Genomic DNA, 16,765 nt, shown 5'->3' on the forward strand with positions numbered 1-16,765 from the left:
GAAGAGCCTCCTGAAGCGCCTCTGGCCTCTTTGATCTGAGAAGATTCGCGGCGATCTTGGGCCCATGCTCATCGGCCTCGGCATCCGTGACGTCGTCCTGATCGAAAGCCTGGACCTGTCCATCGGCGAAGGCCTCACCGTGCTTACGGGCGAGACCGGGGCCGGCAAGTCGATCATCCTGGATTCTCTGGGCCTGGCGACGGGCATGCGCGCCGACGCGGGCCTGGTCCGCCGCGGCGCGTCCCAGGCGTCGGCCACGGCGTTGTTCGCCCTGACCCCCGATCATCCGGCCTGGGCCTATCTCGACGAGAAGGGCCTGGACTACGACCGCGGCGAGGACCTGGTCCTGCGGCGCCTGTTGGGCGCTGACGGCCGTTCGCGCGCCTTCGTCAACGATCAGGCGACCAGCGTCGGGGTCCTGAAAGACCTGGGCGGCATGCTGCTGGAGGTCCACGGCCAGCACGAGACGGTCGGCCTGCTGGATTCCAAGACCCACCGCCCGCTGCTCGACGCCTATGGCGCGGTCAGCGTCTCGGCCGTCGCCTCGGCATGGAGCGCCTGGCGCGCCGCTCGCGAGGTTCTGGAAGGCCTGCGCGCCCAGGCCGCCAACGCCGAAGCCGAGATCGAGGAACTGACCCTACGCCTGGGCGAGCTCGATCGTCTCGATCCCCGGGAAGGGGAGGAGACGGAGCTGGCCGAGGAGCGGGCCCTGCTCGGCGCCGCAGAGAAGGCGCTGGCGGATATCGCCTCGGCCCAGGAGCAGCTTTCCGGCGACGGCCTGTCCAACCGCCTGGCCCAGGCCTTCCGCGCCCTGGAGCGGGCCCGTGACCGCGCCCTGCAGGCCGGCGCCGCGCCGGACGGCCCGGCGGTGTCGCGCCTGATAGCGGCCTGCGAATCCGTGGACCGCGCCCTGGTCGAGGCGCAGGAAGCCTCGGCCGCCGTGGACGCGGCCGCCGACGCCTTCGATTTCGAGCCCGATCGTCTGGAGAAGACCGAGGAGCGGCTGTTCGCCCTGCGCGGCATGGCCCGCAAGCTGAATGTCTCCGTCGAGGAGCTGCCGCTGGTTCGCGCCGAGTACGCGCAGCGCCTGCAATCGGTGGAGAGCGTGGGGGAAAGCCTGGTGACCGCCGAACGCGAGGCCGCCGAGGCGCGCGAGGCCTATCTGTTCGCCGCCGAGACCCTGACCGCCGAGCGCAAGGCCGCCGGCGACCGGCTGGCGGCCGCGGTGGAAGCCGAACTCGTGCCATTGAAGTTGGAAAAGGCCCGCTTCCGCGTCGCCGTCGAGGCGCTGGGCGAGGACAAGGCCGGTCCGTCCGGCATGGACCGCATCACCTTCCAGGTGGCGACCAACCCCGGCAGTCCGTTCGGCGAGATCGGCGCGATCGCGTCCGGCGGCGAACTGGCCCGTTTCGCCCTGTCGCTGAAGGCGGCCCTGGCCGGCCGCGCCGAGGGCGCGCAGCCGCTGATGATCTTCGACGAGGTGGACCAGGGCGTCGGCGGAGCCGTGGCGGACGCCGTGGGCCTGCGCCTGCGCCGTCTGGCCGGCGACGCCCAGGTGATGGTCGTCACCCACAGCCCACAGGTCGCCGCGCGCGGCCACGCCCACTGGCGCATCGCCAAGGCCGGCGACGGCGAGGGCCTGCGCACCAAGGTCGAAATCCTGTCCCCCGCCGCGCGGGAGGAGGAGACCGCCCGCATGCTGGCCGGCGCCGAGATCACCGAGGCGGCCCGAGCCGCCGCCCGAGCCCTGATCAGCGGTTGAGGCTGTAGGCCGGAACGGTCTCGGCCATCGGGTCGGTCCGCACCGACATGGCGACCGCCCCCGCCGCGATCAGCAGTAGCAGGCAGGTCGGCAGCACCCAGACCGGCTTGCCGACGCCCTGGATCAGCGGCCACGATAGCAGGGCGACCAGCAGCAGGGTCAGGACCATGGCGGCGGGCATGTCCGCGCCGACGCCTTCGAAGGCCAGGTGGGAAATTCCCAGCAGATAGGCGCAACCGAGGGCGGCGCCCACCGCCAATACCGCCAGGCCCAGCACCCAGCGTTGGCCCAGCAAGGTCGTTCCCGCGGCCATAACCCCCGCCAGCAGCAGCGGCCAGGCGTAGAGGGCTCCGCCGGTGGGATAGAGCGCCTGCATGACGGCCCCGATGATGAACACCACGGTCGCCAGCCCGAACCATCCGCCCCAGGTTCCGGGCTTCAGCGCGGCCACGGCCGGGATCAGCAAGGTCGCGACGACAGCCATCACCAGCAGCGGTACGGGCGCAGCGCCCAAGGCGAGGCCAGCCGCCGCGAACAGCAAGGGCGGGCACATCTGCAGCCACTTTCGGCCGGTGGGCTGGACAGCCGCCGCCAGCAGGACCGCCAGGACGACGAGCCCGGCCTGGATCTCCAGCCGGGGGATGGCGGCCAGACGGTCGTAATAGTTCGGCTTGCCCGGCGCGAAGGACAGCTGGTTGAACACCGTCAGCAGCAGCGCCGCATTGGCGACGAGCGCGACGGCCAGGACGACGCCGCCAGCCAGGCTGGCCCAGGGTAGAACGCCGGCTCGCCGCACCTGCCAGCCCGCGTACAGCATCAGTCCGCCGCCGACGGCCAGCACCAGCCAGCCGACCACGGGCGGGTAGGCGATGACGAAAAGGCCGAACAGGTCGCTGAAGGTCTTGTCCCCGCCCTTGGGCGGCAGGGCGGGCGCGGCGGCGAGCGCGCGGGTCAGGTCCAGGGCCTGGGAGCCCATGTGCTGCAGCGAACCCTTGTTGAGGTTCGCGGGCGTCGCCAGGGGGGAGTGGTAGAGCTGCGGATCGCCGATGAAGGCGATGTTGAAGCCCGGCACGCCACGCTTCTTGGCGTTGGTGTAGTCGGTGCTGTTGGGCATCAGGTCGTAGATCAGGACCGACAGCGAGTTGGTCATCGGCTGGCGCACGGCCTTGGCGTACAGGTCCATCATCGCGCCGTTGCCGGAGCCGGTCTCGAACATGCTGGCCCGGCCGCCGCCGCCGCGGGTCTCCAGGTTGACCACCACGCCCACATGCTTGGCCATGGGATGGTCGCGGAAGAACGCCTCGGCGCCTTCCAAGCCGATCTCCTCGGCGTCGGACAGCAGCACCATCACGTCGCGCGCCAGCGGTCCTTCGGCCTTCAAGGCGCGCAGGGTCTCCAGAATGGCGGCCACGCCGGCCGTGTCGTCGGCGGCGCCGGGAGAATCCCAGACCGTGTCGTGGTGCGCCATCAGCAGCACCGCAGGCTGGGTGCGGTCGCGGCCCGGCAGCAGGCCGATCAGATTGATCCCCTGGTCGGGAACCGGCTCCTTGCTGAACTTGGCCAACGCCTCTCGGGTCGGCTTGGACACGGCGAACGCCTGGACCCGCACTTCCAGGCCAAGGTCGGTCATCCGCTCGGCTAGATAGCCGCGGACGCGGGTGTTCTCCAGCGACCCGGTGGGGTGGGGCGCGCGGGCGATCTCCTCCACATCGGTCATGGCCCGGGCGGCCGAGAAGGATTTGACGGGCGCGTCGGCGCCCAGGGGCTTGGGCGGTTGGGCCGCCAGGAACGCGATCACCAGCGCTCCGACGAAGGCGGCGAGCGCCGCTATGATCCTGCCCATGAAACTCACCCCTTTATTGCGCCCATCCAAGCAGGAAGGACGTCTGGCGGAAAGCCGCTTTGGCTGCCAAAAATGCCGACGTGAAGCCGATTGAGTCCCTGACCGAAGCCGAAGCCGCCGACGAGCTGACCCAGCTCGCCGATACGCTCGCCGCGCATGACATCGCCTATTACCAGGATGAAGAGCCAACCGTCTCCGACGCCGAGTATGACGAACTGCGCCGTCGCAACACAGCGCTGGAGCAGGCCTTTCCGCATTTGGTGCGGGACAACTCGCCCTCGATGCGGGTCGGCGCGGCGCGGGCCGCGGCCTTCAGTCCGGTGCAGCACGGCGTGCCGATGCTGTCGTTGGACAACGCCTTCTCCGACGAGGAGGTGGCCGATTTCGTCGCCCGCATCCGCCGCTTCCTGAAGCTGCCGTCCGACGAGCCGGTGGAGTTCGCGGCCGAACCCAAGATCGACGGCCTGTCGGCCTCTCTGCGCTATGAGAACGGCGTGCTGGTGCGCGGCGCCACGCGGGGCGACGGCAAGACGGGCGAGGATGTCACCGCCAACCTGAAGCAGATCGCCGAGATCCCCCGCCGCCTGACCGGCGACGTGCCGGCCGTGATCGAGGTGCGGGGCGAGGTCTATGCGCCCTTGGCCGGCTTCGAGGCCTTCAACAAGGCGGCGGAGGAGGCGCGGACCCGCACCTACGCCAACCCGCGCAACTTCGCCTCCGGCTCCCTGCGCCAGATCAATTCCAGCATCACGGCCAAGCGGCCGCTGCGCTTCTTCGCCTATGCCTGGGGGGAGGTGAGCGAGCCGTTCTCCGACACCCAGCACGGGGCGCTGGAGAAGCTGAAGGCCTGGGGCTTCGTGGTCAACGACCGCTCGGTCCGCGTGCGGGACGCCGAGGGACTGCTGGAGGTCTATCGCCAGATCGGCGAGGCGCGGTCGCGGCTCGACTACGATATCGACGGCGTCGTCTATAAGGTCGACCGCCTGGACTGGCAGCAGCGGCTGGGCTTCGTCGCCCGTTCGCCCCGCTGGGCCATCGCCCATAAGTTTCCCGCCCAACAGGCGACGACGGTGCTGGAAGGCATCGACATCCAGGTCGGCCGCACCGGCTCTCTGACCCCGGTGGCGCGTCTGCATCCGGTGACGGTGGGCGGCGTGGTGGTGCGCAACGCCACCCTGCACAACGAAGACGAGATCGAGCGCCTGGGCGTCCGCATCGGCGACACGGTGCGGCTGCAACGGGCCGGCGATGTGATCCCGCAGATCCTCGGCTTCGTTCCCGAGCTGCGGCCCGCCGACACCCAGCCTTATATCTTCCCGGATCAGTGCCCCGTCTGCGGCTCGGAAGCCGTGCGTGAGGGTGACGAGGTCAAGCGCCGCTGCACCGGAGGTCTGATCTGCGACGCCCAGATCGTCGAGCGGCTGAAGCACTTCGTCAGCCGCCGCGCTTTCGACATCGAGGGTCTGGGCGAGAAGCAACTGATCGCCTTCCACCAGCGCGGCTGGATCAAGGAGCCCGCCGACATCTTCCGCCTGGCGCGGGATGAGGAGAAGCTGGCGGAGCTGCAGGCCGAGGACGGCTATGGCGAGACCAGCATCCGCAATCTGGTCGCCGGCATCGACGCCCGCCGCCGCATCGCGCTGGACCGCTTCCTGTTCGGCCTGGGCGTGCGGGATATCGGGGAGCAGACCTCGATCGTCCTTGCGCGCGCCTTCGAAAGCTGGGTCGCGCTGAAGGCGGCGGCTCTGGACGCCGCGCGCGGTTTGCCTAGCGACGCCTGGCGCGAGCTGGCCGCGACCCCGGCCGTCTCGCCCCGCGTGCTGACCCAGATGGCCGAGGCGACCCTGGCCGAGGCCGATCCCTGGCCGGAAGCCACGCTGGACATGAAGATCAGCCAGGCCTTCCCGGGTCTGGCCGCGCCCGCCCGCCGCGCGCTGGCGAGCCTGGCGGACGACTGGGCGGGCCTGCACCGACTGGCGGAAGCCGCCCGGCAGGGCCCGTCGGAGATGCTGAACCAGATCGCCGGCGTCAGCGGCGTCGGTCCGGTCGCGGCCGAGGCCCTGGCCCACTTCTTCCACGAGCCGCACAACCTGGCGGTCGTGGAGGCGCTGGAAGGCGAGATGACCGAGATCATCGACGCGGAGCGGCCCAAGGCCGACACGGCGGTGGCCGGCAAGACGGTGGTCTTCACCGGCTCGCTGGAGAAGATGACCCGCGACGAGGCCAAGGCGAAGGCCGAGAGCCTGGGGGCCAAGGTGTCCGGGTCGGTCTCCAAGAAGACCGACCTGGTGGTGGCCGGCCCCGGCGCCGGCTCCAAGCTGAAGGACGCCGAGAAGCACGGGGTCGAGGTGATCACCGAGGATGAGTGGTTGGCCCTGATCGGCGGGTAGGGCGGAGGTAGAGATAAATCCTCCCCCAGAGGGGGAGGATTTTAGTCCGTCAGAAGTAGTCCTTCAGGACCAGGTTCACCGTCTCGCCCGTGCCGAGGGTGAGGGCCAGGGTTTCACCCGCGGCGCCGGTGCGCAGCCTGGTCAGGCCGGCGACAGCCAGGTCCTTTGCCGACTGGCCGTTCACCGCGGTGATCTTCTGACCGGCCTTGAGACCAGCGGCCTCGGCGGGAGAGCCGGGGGCCACGAAGCTGAGGTTGAAGACGCCGTCGTTGAGCCTGGCGCCCAGGCCCGAGCGGTCCTTGGTGAAGGGCTGGCCGACCGCGTCGGGGCGCGGCTTCAGCAGGATGCGGTGACGCGAATAGTCGGTGGTCAGGTCAAACCGGCTGAGGATCGGCATGCCGATGTTGCCCAGGGTCTGGGTGGTGTCGAGGGCGCTGCCGTCCTCTTCCCCGAAGTTGGCGGGGATGTCCTTCAGCACCACGCCGCCCAGGGTCAGGGTGCGGATGGTGGCGACGTTGCGCGGCTTCATACCGCCGATGGCGCCGGCCAGGGCCTTGGAGCTGGGCCGATCCGCCAGCAGGTTGCGCGGCTTCCAGTAGCCGGGGAAGACCAGCAGCGGCGAGCCGTTGCCAAGGTCGAAGTCGAACAGCACCGGCTCGGCGCCCTCGATGGAGGCGGGGATGGCGTGCAGGCCGTTGGAGTTGGTCACCGGCACAGCCACGGCGCCCGGCTTGGGCGTGAAGCGGGCGGGGTCGTGGAAGCCGATAGTCTGGCCGGCGAAGTCCAGATCGACCACCACCTCGTTGAACATCTCCTTGCCCAGGACTACGGGCAGGGGGCGGCCGATGGCCGTGGCGATCGGCGACAGGTCCATCAGGGCGACGGTGAGATCGCGCAGCTCCATGTCGCCGATGCGCAGGGTGACGCCCGTGGCCAGTTCGCTCAGCTCACGGCCGCCGGTGCCGACCGCGGTCACCACGGCCGACGGCTTGATGCCCAGGCTCTCGGCGAAGGCCTTGTCGAGGACGGTGGTCTCCGCGCCGCTGTCCAGCATGCCGCGCGTGTCCGTGCCGTTCACCGTCACCGGCATGTAGATGCGTGAGCCGAGATAGAATTCAAAGGCGACCGGGGCGGCCGCGGTCTTGCCGCCCGTGAAGGCGTACACCTTGCGCGCCGTCGGCTGTACGAACGCCTTGTCGTCCCGCTTGGGATCGATGTCCGCTCCGGTGAGGGTCACGGTCATTCCGATCGGGTCGCCGATCACCTGCTGCTGCTGGCGGAACGGGATGCGCACGCCCTCGACCATCCGCCAGTCGCTATAGCGGGTCTCGGTCGTGTCGCTGTCCTGGACCAGCCGGTCGGCGACCAGCGCGCCGGTGGCGGGGTCGAGCAGCAGGTCGTAGCGGTCCTTGCCGCCCAGGGTGACGCGCAGGACCTGCACCGTCTTGCCGTCGAAGGTCTCGTCGGCCTGCAGGGCCGCGGTCTTCAGGGCATCGTCGAAGGTGACGCGCCGGCGATCCTCGGCCTGCTGCGCGGCGATGGCGTTCAGGGGCTCGACCTGGCCGCTGAGGGTGACCGACCAGCCGCCCTTGCCGATAAACGCCCGGTGGGTGGCGAGGCCGCCCATGTTGAATTTCTCGACCGTGCGGCCGGGTTCGATGCGGCGCTCAAGCGGCCCCTTGAAGGTTCCGTTGTCGGCCTCGCCGCGCAGCAGCAGGCCGTCGGCCTTCTGGAAGGCCGCGCCGCCGCGCCAGGCGACATAGCGGGCCACGGCGTCCGAGGTCGCGTCGGCGTGGGCGAACGCAGGCAAGGCGAGGGCGCAGACCGCCGAGGCGGCCATCAGGATCGATTTCATATGGATCATGCTCCGGAGGACGGATGGTTGAGTTCGGCGAGGCCCGGCGGGCTCACCGCGAACAGCGTGGGTTTGAAGGAAAGCTTCTGGTCGCGGGCCTGGGCGCCGAGGACCATCTCGGCCGCGAGACCGCTGTGATAGAGGCAGGCGAGATAGGTGCTGTCGCTCCACATGCCGTGCAGGCACCGCTCGCTGTCTCGGGAGAGCAGGGAGACGAGATACTCCCGGCCGTCGGGGATGATGGTCACCTGCAGGCCGGGCCAGGTCGCCAGCTGCGTGGGCGAGGCCTGGGTCAGGACGGTCTCCAGCCGCGTGTCGGCGGGGGCGTAGATCTGGCCCAGCACCTTCACGCCGCGGTCAGCGGCCTGCAGCAGATCATCCTCCAGCGCCGCGAAGGGCTCGGGGAAGAGATCGAAGAGCAGCACCTGCTTGGCCTGAGCGATCATGGCGCGGGCGCGGGCCAGCACCTGGGCGGGCGTCTTCAGGGTGTAGAGCCGCGCCTCCGCCTCCGGCGCCTCCAGGGTGGAGAGGGCGTCGAGCGCCTCCCGGCTCTTCTGCTGGAAGCCGGCCTGCAGGGTCGCGATCAGTTCCGCCGCCGGGGCCGCGCGCCAGGTCTTGGCGTCGGTGTCGTCGACCAGCACCGCGCCTTTGCGCGAAAGGCTCTCCAGCGCCTGATAGGTATTGGCCGCCGCCTTGCCCACCGCTTTGGACAGGCGATAGCCGGTGGCCGGACCCAGGCGGGTCAGCTCGCAGAACAGCCGGGCTTCGGTCTCGGTGAAGCCCAGGGCCAGCAGGGCGCTTTCTGGGTTATTAGTTGTCATGACTACTAACATTGCCGCGACGCTGACGCTTGTCGAATTAAACCTCCGTAAGGCGCGCCTTCCTCTCGCCGCTCTGTCGCGTTACGCCTTGCACAGGAGGAAGTTCATGACCCTGAAGACCATCGCTCTCGCCGCCGCCTTCGCCAGCCTCGCCGCGGCCCCGGCCTTCGCCGACATCACCGGCGTGTGGCGCACCCCGACCGCCAACGGCAAGGTCGAGATCAGCAAGTGCGGCGCGGAACTCTGCGGCCGCCTGATCGGCTCCGACAACATCGACAAGAACCCGGCCCTCAAGGACGGGCGCAACAAGGACGAGTCCCAGCGCGGCCGGCCCCTGAAGGGCCTGCAGATGCTGTACGGGTTCAAGGGCGGCCCCGAGAAGTGGACCGGCGGCAAGGTCTACAACCCCGAGGACGGCGGCACCTATTCGGGCACGATCGAACAGACCGGGCCGGACAGCCTGAAGCTCAAGGGCTGCATCGTCGCGCCGCTCTGCAAGACGCAGACCTGGACGCGCTGGAAGTAGCCGGGTGTGCTGCGCGCCTAGAGCGGCGCGCAGGCCTTCTCCAGCCAGGCCTTCACGTCGCCTTCGACGCGGGGGCCGATCTCCTTCCAGACACGCGCATGATAGGCGTCGATCTGGGCGACCTCCTGGATCGACAGCAGGCTCTTGTCGAGCAGGCGGCGGTCGTAGGGCGCCAGGGTCAGGGCGTGGAAGCCGTGCATCGGCCGGTCGCCGTCGCCGGCTTGCGTGGCGGGCGTGACGACTTCCAAGTTCTCGATGCGGATGCCGTACTCGCCGTCCTTGTAGTAGCCGGGCTCGTTGGAGACGATCATCCCCGGCTGCAGGGCGATGGTGTTGGGCGCCTTCGAGATGCGCTGCGGCCCTTCGTGGACGCCCAGATAGACCCCGACGCCGTGGCCGGTGCCGTGGTCGTAGTCCAACCCCTCGGCCCACAGGTGGGCGCGGGCGAAGGCGTCGATGGCCGAGCCGGTGGTGCCGGCCGGGAAGCGCAGGCGGGCGATAGCCAGGTGGCCCTTCATCACCAGGGTGTTGCGGCGGACCATTTCGGTCGTCGGCTCGCCGATGGCGACCGTGCGGGTAACGTCGGTGGTGCCGTCCATGTACTGGGCGCCGCTGTCGACCAGCAGCAGGGAGCCCTGCTTGGCCCGCTCATTGGTGCGCTCGGACGGGCGGTAATGCGGCAGGGCGCCGTGGCCGTTGGCCGCGCCGATGGTGTCGAAGCTGAGATCCTTCAGCATGCCGGTGGCCTCGCGCAGGCCTTCCAGCTTGGTGACGGTCTCCTTCTCGTCCGGCGGGCTGACCTGGGCGTCGGTGGCCAGCCAGTGCAGGAATTGGGCGAGCACGGCGCCGTCGCGGCGGTGCGCCTCGCTGGTCCCGGCGATCTCGACGCTGTTCTTGCAGGCGCGGGGCAGGGCGCAGGGATCCATGCCGCGGACCACGGTCGCGCCCGCGTCGGCCAGGGTGTCGAAGTACCAGGCCGAGGACTGCGCCGGATCGACTAGCACCTTCTTGCCCTTCAACTCCGCCAGAGCGCCCGGCAGGGCGTCAGGCGTCTCCAGGCTGACCTGGTTGCCGAGCCAGGCGGGCAGTTCCTCGGTCACCTTGACCGGATCGAGGAACAGGCGAGCCGTGCCGTCGGCGCGAACGATGGCCTGGGCCAGCGGCAGGGGCGAGCGGATGACGTCGCCGCCGCGGATGTTGAACAGCCAGGCGATGGAGGAGGGGGCGGTGATCACCGCCGCGTCCGCGCCGAGCGCCGCGCCGACGCGGGCGCGCTTGTCGGCGGAGTCCTCACCCGAGAATTCCAGAGGCTGCGGCACGACCGGCGCGGTCGGCTGCGGCGGGCGCGACTGGCCCCAGGCTTCGTCCAGCGGGTTGGCGGAGACCGGCTTCAGGCTGGCGCCGGCCTTCTCGGCGGCGGCGCGCAGGGAGGCCAGGGCGTCCGGGCTGTGCAGGCGCGGATCGTAGCCGATGACGTAGCCCTTGGGCGCGGCGGCCAGATAGGCGGGCACGCCGCCTTCGACCAGATCGCGAATCTCGAACACGCCCTGATCCACCTGCTCGCGGACCTGCAGGGTGTAGCGGCCATCGACGAATACGGCGGCCTTGTCCTTGAGGATCACCCCGGCTCCGGCCGAGCCGGTGAAGCCGCTGGCCCAGGCCAGGCGGTCATTGGCGGCGGGCAGGTATTCGTTCTGGTGCTCGTCCTCATGCGGCACGAGGAAGCCGTCCAGCCCTTGAGCCGCCATGGCCTGGCGGATCAGCGGGACGTGCTTGGGGCCGAAGGAGGGATCGGTGGATTCATCGAAGGTCTGGCGCATGGCCCTGATTTAGGCCTGTCGCGCGCCGGACGCCAGCAGGGCCTTAGCGGTCCCTTGGCGGTCCCATAGGCTCGGACACGGTCGCGGAGACGTCGGTTGCGGCGTGATCGGCGCTGAGCGCGCTGTGATCCGCCGTCGCCTGGGCTTCGCGCGCGGCGGCTTCGGCCTTGGCGGTGTTGGCGTCCGTCGCGGCTTCCGTGGCGTCGGCGGCGGCGCTCATGCCGGCTTGCGCGCCACGAGTTCATGCCCTCCGCCAGACCTTGCTCGCGGCTTTGTTCGATGGCGGCGGTGATCCGGCTGTCGTCGGCCTGCGGCGCGCGGGCGGTGGCGATGAAGGCGACGGCGACGATGGCCACCACGGCGACGATGCCGGCGATCGCCCAGCCGAAAGTCGCCCCGCGATCACGCGGCGGCGGTGTGGTGGGGTGCTGGATGCGGGGTTTTGGTTCGGCCACGGACGCGCCTCCTCGGCTGCCCCCGAAAACGAACGTGGCCGCAGGCCGGTGGTTCCGCCGTCAGGCGCGTTGCATCACCAGCGTGGCCCAGGCGTCGCGGTGGATGCGGCGGCGCACCTTGAAGCCGCGCGACAGATAGGCGGCTTTCACGAAGCGTTCCTGGGTGCGCAGCAGGCCCGACAGGATCACCGTGCCGCCCGGCTTCAGGGCGCCCTTGATGTCTTGGGCCAGCGAGACGAGGGGGCGGGCCAGGATGTTGGCGAACACCAGGTCGTAGGGCGCGGAATCGCGGACCAAGCGATGGCCCAGGCCGCTGGCGTGGACGAAGCGCGCGTCGGCGCGGTTCAGCTTGGCGTTCTCCTTGGAGATCCGCACGCTGGGCTTGTCGATGTCGGTGCCGACGGCGACGCGCGTGCCGGTGCGGGCCGCGGCGATGGCCAGCAGGCCGGTGCCGGCGCCGACGTCCAGAACCCGCTCGAAGCCCTTGGCCTTCAGCAGGGCGTCATAGGCCTGCAGGCAGCCCACGGTGGTGCCGTGATGGCCGGTGCCGAACGCCGCGCCGGCTTCGATCCGCAGGTTGACGTTGTTGGGCGAGGTGCGGCCCTTGTCGTGAACGCCATAGACGAAGAAGCGGCCGGCTCGCACGGGCGGCAGGCCCGACAGCGCCATGGCCAGCCAGTCGGCGTCGGCCAGAGCATCGACGGTAGTCTTGAGGGTCGGGAATTCGGCGAGCTGTGTCTTCAGCGCCTCGACTTCCTCGTCGGAGGTAGGGAAGGCGTCGATCCGCCAGATGCCGCGGTCTTCGTCCTCTTCCAGGATCGAATAGGTCGCGCCTTCGAGGGCGATGTTGGCGTCGATGGCGTCGGCGGCGGCCTCGGCGTCGGCGCGAGGGCCCCGGGCGATGATCTGGAAGGCTTGCTGGCTCATGCCGCCCGCATAGTCGAGACGGCGGTGAAAAGCGAGACTCAGGCGGGGTCGATGATCGGAATCACGGCGATGACCTCGCTCGCCTTCGGCGCATCGATGATGCCGCCGCCCTGGCTGGGATAGCGCGGCTCGGCCATCTCCGGCGCGGAGGCGGGCTCCATCGGCTCGGCGGGCTGGTCGCTGGCCGCCATCTCATAGGGTTCGGCGTCGCCCATATAGGCCTCGACCACCACGGGCTCCGAGGCGCGCAGATAGTCGGTGCCGATCACCCACGGTCCAGTGGACGAATAGCTGGGGCCAGCGTCGGCCTGGTCGATGACGAGGCTGGACATCATGCCCGGCGGCGATGAGGTGATGTCGTTGGTGAACGCCTGCAGCGCGGGCTTCAATGCCGCGCCCATGGCCACGCCGCTGAACGCGGCCAGTGCGATTCCGTAAAACAGCGCCTTCATCACCCGCTCCTTGCGCCAGTGGAGCGCTTGAGCGGGTGAAAGGTTCAGTCGTCCTAGGCCGGATTTTCGGCCAGGCGCTTGTCGAGGTAGTTGCTGACCGATTTTTCCACGTCGGGCAGGTTCTCGGCCCAGAAGTGGCTGGCGCCGTCGACGACCTCGTGATCGATCACGATGCCCTTCTGGGTGCGCAGCTTGGACACCACGCGCTCGACTTCCACCGGGGGCACCACGGTGTCCGAGCCGCCGTGCAGGATCAGGCCGGAGGCCGGGCAGGGGGCCAGGAAGCTGAAGTCGTACATGTTGGTCGGCGGCGAGACGCTGATGAAGCCGTCCGTCTCGGGGCGACGCATCAAAAGCTGCATGCCGATATAGGCGCCGAAGCTGTAGCCGGCGACCCAGGTCTGCGAGGCGGCGGGGTTGTTGGCCTGCAGCCAGTCCAGCGCCGTGGCCGCGTCGGCCAGTTCGCCGATGCCGCTGTCGAACTCGCCCTGGCTGCGGCCGACGCCGCGGAAGTTGAAGCGCAGGGTCGAGAAACCGCGCTTCATGAACAGGTGATACAGCTGGACGGCCACCGGGTGGTTCATGTGACCGCCGGCCTTGGGATGCGGCGACAGGATCAGGGCGATCGGCGCGTTCTCGGCCTTACCGGGCGAGTACTGCCCTTCGATCCGCCCCGCGGCGCCGGTCAGAGTCACTCCAGGCATGGTCGCCCCTCGCTGCTTCAGCGCGCGTAATACTTGACCGCTGCGCTTGGTCTTCCTACATCGCGCATGTCAGCGCCGCCTGTTCGGCAGCAGCGGTCCGCGCGAAGTCGCGGCTTGTAGCACAGGCGGGCATTGATGCGCGGGAAATCTGCAAGGGGCGGAGACTAGGCATGCGCCTGAGCACCAAGGGCCGATACGCCGTGATGGCGATGACCGATCTGGCCGGCCGACAGGGGCTGCCGGACGACACGCGCGCCATCTCGCTGGCGGAGATCGCCGCCAGCCAGGAGATTTCGCTCTCCTATCTGGAGCAGCTCTTCGCTCGCCTGCGCCGCCATGGTCTGGTGAAAAGCGCCCGTGGTCCCGGCGGCGGCTATCGCTTGGCCCGTACCGCGGCCGATACCCGCATTTCCGAAATCATCCTGGCGGTGGACGAGCCGCTGCGGGCCACGCGTTGCGGCGGCCGTGGCGGTCCCAAGGGCTGCATGTCCAAGGGCGCGCGCTGCGTCACCCACGACCTGTGGGAAGAGATGGGCCGCCAGATCCACGACTACCTGGCCTCGGTCACCCTGGCCGACGTGCTGGACGGCAAGCTGCGCCGCGAGGTGATGGTCGCGGCATGACCTACCTGGACTACAACGCGACGGCGAAGGTGCGGCCTGAAGCGGCTGCTGCGGTCGCGCGCGCCCTGGAGGTCGGGGGCAATCCCTCGTCCGTCCATGCCGGCGGCCGCGCGGCGCGCGCCGCGGTCGAGGACGCCCGGGCGTCGGTCGCCGCTTTGGTTGGCGTCGTGCCGGGTTCGGTCACCTTCGTCAGCGGCGGCACCGAGGCCAACGCCCTGGCTATCGAGAGCGCGAAGGCGGCCAAGGTCGAGCGCATCATCATCAGCGCCGGCGAGCACGACGCGGTGGTGGAGAACGCCAGGCACAGCGGCTTGCCGGTCGAGGTGCTGCCCATCGATGCGAACGGCGTCGCCGACCTGGCGTGGTTGGCCGCCGAGTTGGTCAAGCCGGGCAAGGCCATGGTCTGCCTGATGCTGGCCAACAATGAGACGGGCGTGATCCAGCCGGTGGCCGACGCCTCCGTCCTGATGCGCGCCGCCGACGGCTGGCTGCACGTGGACGCGGTGCAGGCGGCCGGCAAGATCGCCATCGACTTCACCGCCCTGGGCGCGGACACCATGGCGCTGTCCAGCCACAAGATCGGCGGCCCGCAAGGGATCGGCGCCCTGGTCGCCGGGACCCGCGCGGTTCTGGCGCGTCGGCTGCACGGCGGCGGGCAGGAGCGGGGCCGTCGCGGCGGCACCGAGAACGTCCCCGGCATCGCCGGCTTCGGCGCGGCGGCGGCCGTGGCGGTCACCGAGATCGACGCGTTCGAGGCCCAGGCGGCCTGGCGCGACGCCTGCGCCGCGCGCGTGAAGGCGGCGGGCGCGGTCGTTCTGGGCGAGGGGGCGGCGCGTCTGCCCCAGACCCTTTGTTTCGCCGGCGAGGGTTTCTCGTCGGAACTGCAGGTCATGACCCTGGATCTTTCCGGGGTGATGGTCAGCGCGGGCGCGGCCTGCTCTTCCGGCAAGGTCAAGGCGAGCCGCGTGGTCGAGGCCATGGGACGGGACGATCTCGCCCCCTACGCCATCCGCGTCAGCGGGGGCTGGGCCACGACCGAAGAGGATTGGATCAAGTGCGGCGACGCCTGGCTTCAGGCCTGGGAGCGCTTCGGCGCCCGTCGTCGGGAGGTTGCGTAATGGTCGCCGTCAAGCAGACCGTCGAACATGTCGAGTCCCTGGAAGCCTACAAGCACGGCTTCATCACCGATATCGACCAGGAGTTCGCGCCCAAGGGTCTGAACGCCGACATCGTTCGCTTCATCTCGGCCAAGAAGGACGAGCCGGAGTGGATGCTGCAATGGCGTCTGGAGGCGTTCGAGCGCTGGCTGGCCATGGAAGAGCCGACCTGGGCGAAGGTGAACTTCCCCCGGATCGACTACCAGGACGCCTATTACTACGCCGCGCCGAAGACCAAGGACGGTCCGAAGAGCCTGGACGAGGTCGATCCGGAGCTGCTGGCCACCTACGCCAAGCTGGGCATCCCGCTGAAGGAGCAGGAAGTCCTGGCCGGCGTGCAGGGCGCGCCGAAGTACGCCGTGGACGCGGTGTTCGACAGCGTCTCGGTGGTGACCACCTTCAAGAAGGAGCTGGCCGCCGTCGGCGTGATCTTCTGCTCGATGAGCGAGGCGATCCGCGAACATCCGGAGCTGGTGAAAAAGTACCTGGGCTCGGTGGTGCCGACCTCGGACAACTATTTCGCCTGCTTGAACAGCGCGGTATTTTCCGACGGCTCGTTCGTCTATGTGCCGCCGGGCGTGCGCTGCCCCATGGAGCTATCGACCTATTTCCGCATCAATGCGGCGGAGAGCGGCCAGTTCGAGCGCACCCTGATCATCGTCGACAAGGGCGCCTACGTCTCCTACCTGGAAGGCTGCACGGCCCCGATGCGGGACGAGAACCAGCTGCACGCCGCCGTGGTCGAGCTGGTCGCCCTGGAAGACGCGGAGATCAAGTACTCCACCGTCCAGAACTGGTATCCGGGCGACCCGAAGACCGGGAAGGGCGGCATCTACAACTTCGTCACCAAGCGCGCCGACTGCCGCGGCGACCGCTCCAAGGTGTCGTGGACCCAGGTCGAGACCGGCTCGGCCGTGACCTGGAAGTATCCGTCCTGCGTCCTGCGCGGCAACGACAGCTCGGGCGAGTTCTACTCGATCGCCGTGACCAACGGCTTCCAGCAGGCCGACACCGGCACCAAGATGATCCATCTGGGCGCCAACACGAAGTCGCGCATCATCTCCAAGGGGATCAGCGCGGGTAAGTCGTCCAACACCTATCGCGGACTGGTCTCGGCCCATCCCAAGGCCAAGGGCGCACGTAACTTCACCCAGTGCGACAGTCTGCTGATCGGCAAGGATTGCGCGGCCCATACCGTGCCGTATGTCGAGGCGCGCAACGGCCAGACGGTCTTCGAGCACGAGGCGACCACCACCCGCCTGTCCGAGGACCAGCTTTTCTACGTCATGCAGCGCGGGCTGAACCAGGAAGAGGCCGTGGCCCTGCTGGTCAACGGCTTCGTCAAGGACGTGCTGCAGCAACTGCCCATGGAGTTCGCCGTCGAAGCCCAGAAGCTCGTCGCGATCTCCCTCGAAGGATCTGTCGGTTAA

14 protein-coding genes are annotated in these 16,765 nt (G+C 69.4%); 6 read left to right on the plus strand and 8 right to left on the minus strand.

What is annotated here, in order from left to right:
• Positions 1 to 64 precede the first annotated feature (64 nt).
• A complete protein-coding gene (recN, locus tag ABOZ73_RS17380; RefSeq protein WP_369059360.1) occupies positions 65 to 1,762 on the plus strand; it encodes a DNA repair protein RecN in 1,698 nt (565 codons plus the stop codon).
• Here the strand turns inward: recN and ABOZ73_RS17385 are convergent.
• Positions 1,752 to 3,605 carry a M20/M25/M40 family metallo-hydrolase gene (locus ABOZ73_RS17385; RefSeq protein ID WP_369059361.1) on the minus strand — a complete coding sequence of 618 codons (1,854 nt, stop codon included), beginning with the start codon at positions 3,603 to 3,605 and terminating at the stop codon, positions 1,752 to 1,754. The two genes, recN and ABOZ73_RS17385, sit on opposite strands and share 11 nt — an antisense overlap.
• A gap of 59 nt (positions 3,606 to 3,664) precedes the next feature.
• Here ABOZ73_RS17385 and ligA point away from each other — a divergent pair, with 59 nt between their 5' ends.
• On the plus strand, positions 3,665 to 5,995 hold the full coding sequence (ligA, locus tag ABOZ73_RS17390) for an NAD-dependent DNA ligase LigA (RefSeq protein WP_369059362.1): 2,331 nt from the start codon (positions 3,665 to 3,667) through the stop codon (positions 5,993 to 5,995).
• 49 nt (positions 5,996 to 6,044) lie between these two features.
• On the opposite strand, the gene ABOZ73_RS17395 is transcribed toward ligA, so the two are convergent.
• Positions 6,045 to 7,850, minus strand: coding sequence for an aspartyl protease family protein (locus tag ABOZ73_RS17395; RefSeq protein WP_369059363.1), 1,806 nt, complete (start codon positions 7,848 to 7,850; stop codon positions 6,045 to 6,047).
• A 5-nt stretch (positions 7,851 to 7,855) separates the two neighbouring features.
• Complete coding sequence (locus tag ABOZ73_RS17400) at positions 7,856 to 8,671, minus strand: TrmB family transcriptional regulator (protein ID WP_369059364.1); 816 nt, start codon at positions 8,669 to 8,671, stop codon at positions 7,856 to 7,858.
• A gap of 106 nt (positions 8,672 to 8,777) precedes the next feature.
• Between ABOZ73_RS17400 and ABOZ73_RS17405 the strand changes: the two genes are divergently transcribed.
• Positions 8,778 to 9,197, plus strand: a complete 420-nt coding sequence (locus ABOZ73_RS17405) for a DUF2147 domain-containing protein (protein WP_369059365.1) — start codon at positions 8,778 to 8,780, stop codon at positions 9,195 to 9,197.
• Between the two features lie 17 nt (positions 9,198 to 9,214).
• On the opposite strand, the gene ABOZ73_RS17410 is transcribed toward ABOZ73_RS17405, so the two are convergent.
• From ABOZ73_RS17410 to ABOZ73_RS17430, 5 genes are all read right to left on the minus strand, one after another.
• The gene (locus ABOZ73_RS17410; protein ID WP_369059366.1) at positions 9,215 to 11,017 is read right to left on the minus strand and encodes an aminopeptidase P family protein; all 1,803 of its coding nucleotides are present in this window, start codon (positions 11,015 to 11,017) and stop codon (positions 9,215 to 9,217) included.
• A 43-nt stretch (positions 11,018 to 11,060) separates the two neighbouring features.
• Positions 11,061 to 11,237, minus strand: coding sequence for a hypothetical protein (locus ABOZ73_RS17415; protein WP_369059367.1), 177 nt, complete (start codon positions 11,235 to 11,237; stop codon positions 11,061 to 11,063).
• A gap of 295 nt (positions 11,238 to 11,532) precedes the next feature.
• Positions 11,533 to 12,399, minus strand: a complete 867-nt coding sequence (locus ABOZ73_RS17420; protein WP_369059368.1) for a 50S ribosomal protein L11 methyltransferase — start codon at positions 12,397 to 12,399, stop codon at positions 11,533 to 11,535.
• A 38-nt stretch (positions 12,400 to 12,437) separates the two neighbouring features.
• Positions 12,438 to 12,851, minus strand: a complete 414-nt coding sequence (locus tag ABOZ73_RS17425) for a hypothetical protein (RefSeq protein WP_369059369.1) — start codon at positions 12,849 to 12,851, stop codon at positions 12,438 to 12,440.
• A 53-nt stretch (positions 12,852 to 12,904) separates the two neighbouring features.
• Positions 12,905 to 13,555, minus strand: coding sequence for an alpha/beta hydrolase (locus ABOZ73_RS17430; protein WP_369059370.1), 651 nt, complete (start codon positions 13,553 to 13,555; stop codon positions 12,905 to 12,907).
• Between the two features lie 170 nt (positions 13,556 to 13,725).
• On the opposite strand from ABOZ73_RS17430, the gene ABOZ73_RS17435 reads away from it, so the two are divergent.
• The 3 genes from ABOZ73_RS17435 to sufB are packed head-to-tail and all read left to right on the plus strand — an operon-like array spanning position 13,726 to position 16,765.
• Positions 13,726 to 14,178: an Rrf2 family transcriptional regulator gene (locus tag ABOZ73_RS17435; protein WP_369059371.1), complete on the plus strand. Its 453-nt coding sequence runs from the start codon at positions 13,726 to 13,728 to the stop codon at positions 14,176 to 14,178.
• Positions 14,175 to 15,296, plus strand: a complete 1,122-nt coding sequence (locus ABOZ73_RS17440) for a cysteine desulfurase family protein (RefSeq protein ID WP_369059372.1) — start codon at positions 14,175 to 14,177, stop codon at positions 15,294 to 15,296. The genes ABOZ73_RS17435 and ABOZ73_RS17440 overlap by 4 nt, the downstream gene beginning before the upstream one ends.
• Positions 15,296 to 16,765 carry a Fe-S cluster assembly protein SufB gene (gene sufB / locus ABOZ73_RS17445; RefSeq protein ID WP_369059373.1) on the plus strand — a complete coding sequence of 490 codons (1,470 nt, stop codon included), beginning with the start codon at positions 15,296 to 15,298 and terminating at the stop codon, positions 16,763 to 16,765. Before ABOZ73_RS17440 ends, sufB begins: the two co-directional genes overlap by 1 nt.

It is taken from the genome of Caulobacter sp. 73W (assembly GCF_041021955.1).
Taxonomy (GTDB): Bacteria; Pseudomonadota; Alphaproteobacteria; order Caulobacterales; family Caulobacteraceae; genus Caulobacter.

Coding starts and splice junctions, on each gene's coding strand:
- recN (WP_369059360.1), top strand. CDS start 65: ATGCTCATCGGCCTCGGCATCCGTGACGTCGTCCTGATCGAAAGCCTG.
- ABOZ73_RS17385 (WP_369059361.1), bottom strand. CDS start 3,605: ATGGGCAGGATCATAGCGGCGCTCGCCGCCTTCGTCGGAGCGCTGGTG.
- ABOZ73_RS17395 (WP_369059363.1), bottom strand. CDS start 7,850: ATGAAATCGATCCTGATGGCCGCCTCGGCGGTCTGCGCCCTCGCCTTG.
- ABOZ73_RS17400 (WP_369059364.1), bottom strand. CDS start 8,671: ATGACAACTAATAACCCAGAAAGCGCCCTGCTGGCCCTGGGCTTCACC.
- ABOZ73_RS17405 (WP_369059365.1), top strand. CDS start 8,778: ATGACCCTGAAGACCATCGCTCTCGCCGCCGCCTTCGCCAGCCTCGCC.
- ABOZ73_RS17410 (WP_369059366.1), bottom strand. CDS start 11,017: ATGCGCCAGACCTTCGATGAATCCACCGATCCCTCCTTCGGCCCCAAG.
- ABOZ73_RS17415 (WP_369059367.1), bottom strand. CDS start 11,237: ATGAGCGCCGCCGCCGACGCCACGGAAGCCGCGACGGACGCCAACACC.
- ABOZ73_RS17420 (WP_369059368.1), bottom strand. CDS start 12,399: ATGAGCCAGCAAGCCTTCCAGATCATCGCCCGGGGCCCTCGCGCCGAC.
- ABOZ73_RS17425 (WP_369059369.1), bottom strand. CDS start 12,851: ATGAAGGCGCTGTTTTACGGAATCGCACTGGCCGCGTTCAGCGGCGTG.
- ABOZ73_RS17430 (WP_369059370.1), bottom strand. CDS start 13,555: ATGCCTGGAGTGACTCTGACCGGCGCCGCGGGGCGGATCGAAGGGCAG.
- ABOZ73_RS17435 (WP_369059371.1), top strand. CDS start 13,726: ATGCGCCTGAGCACCAAGGGCCGATACGCCGTGATGGCGATGACCGAT.
- ABOZ73_RS17440 (WP_369059372.1), top strand. CDS start 14,175: ATGACCTACCTGGACTACAACGCGACGGCGAAGGTGCGGCCTGAAGCG.
- sufB (WP_369059373.1), top strand. CDS start 15,296: ATGGTCGCCGTCAAGCAGACCGTCGAACATGTCGAGTCCCTGGAAGCC.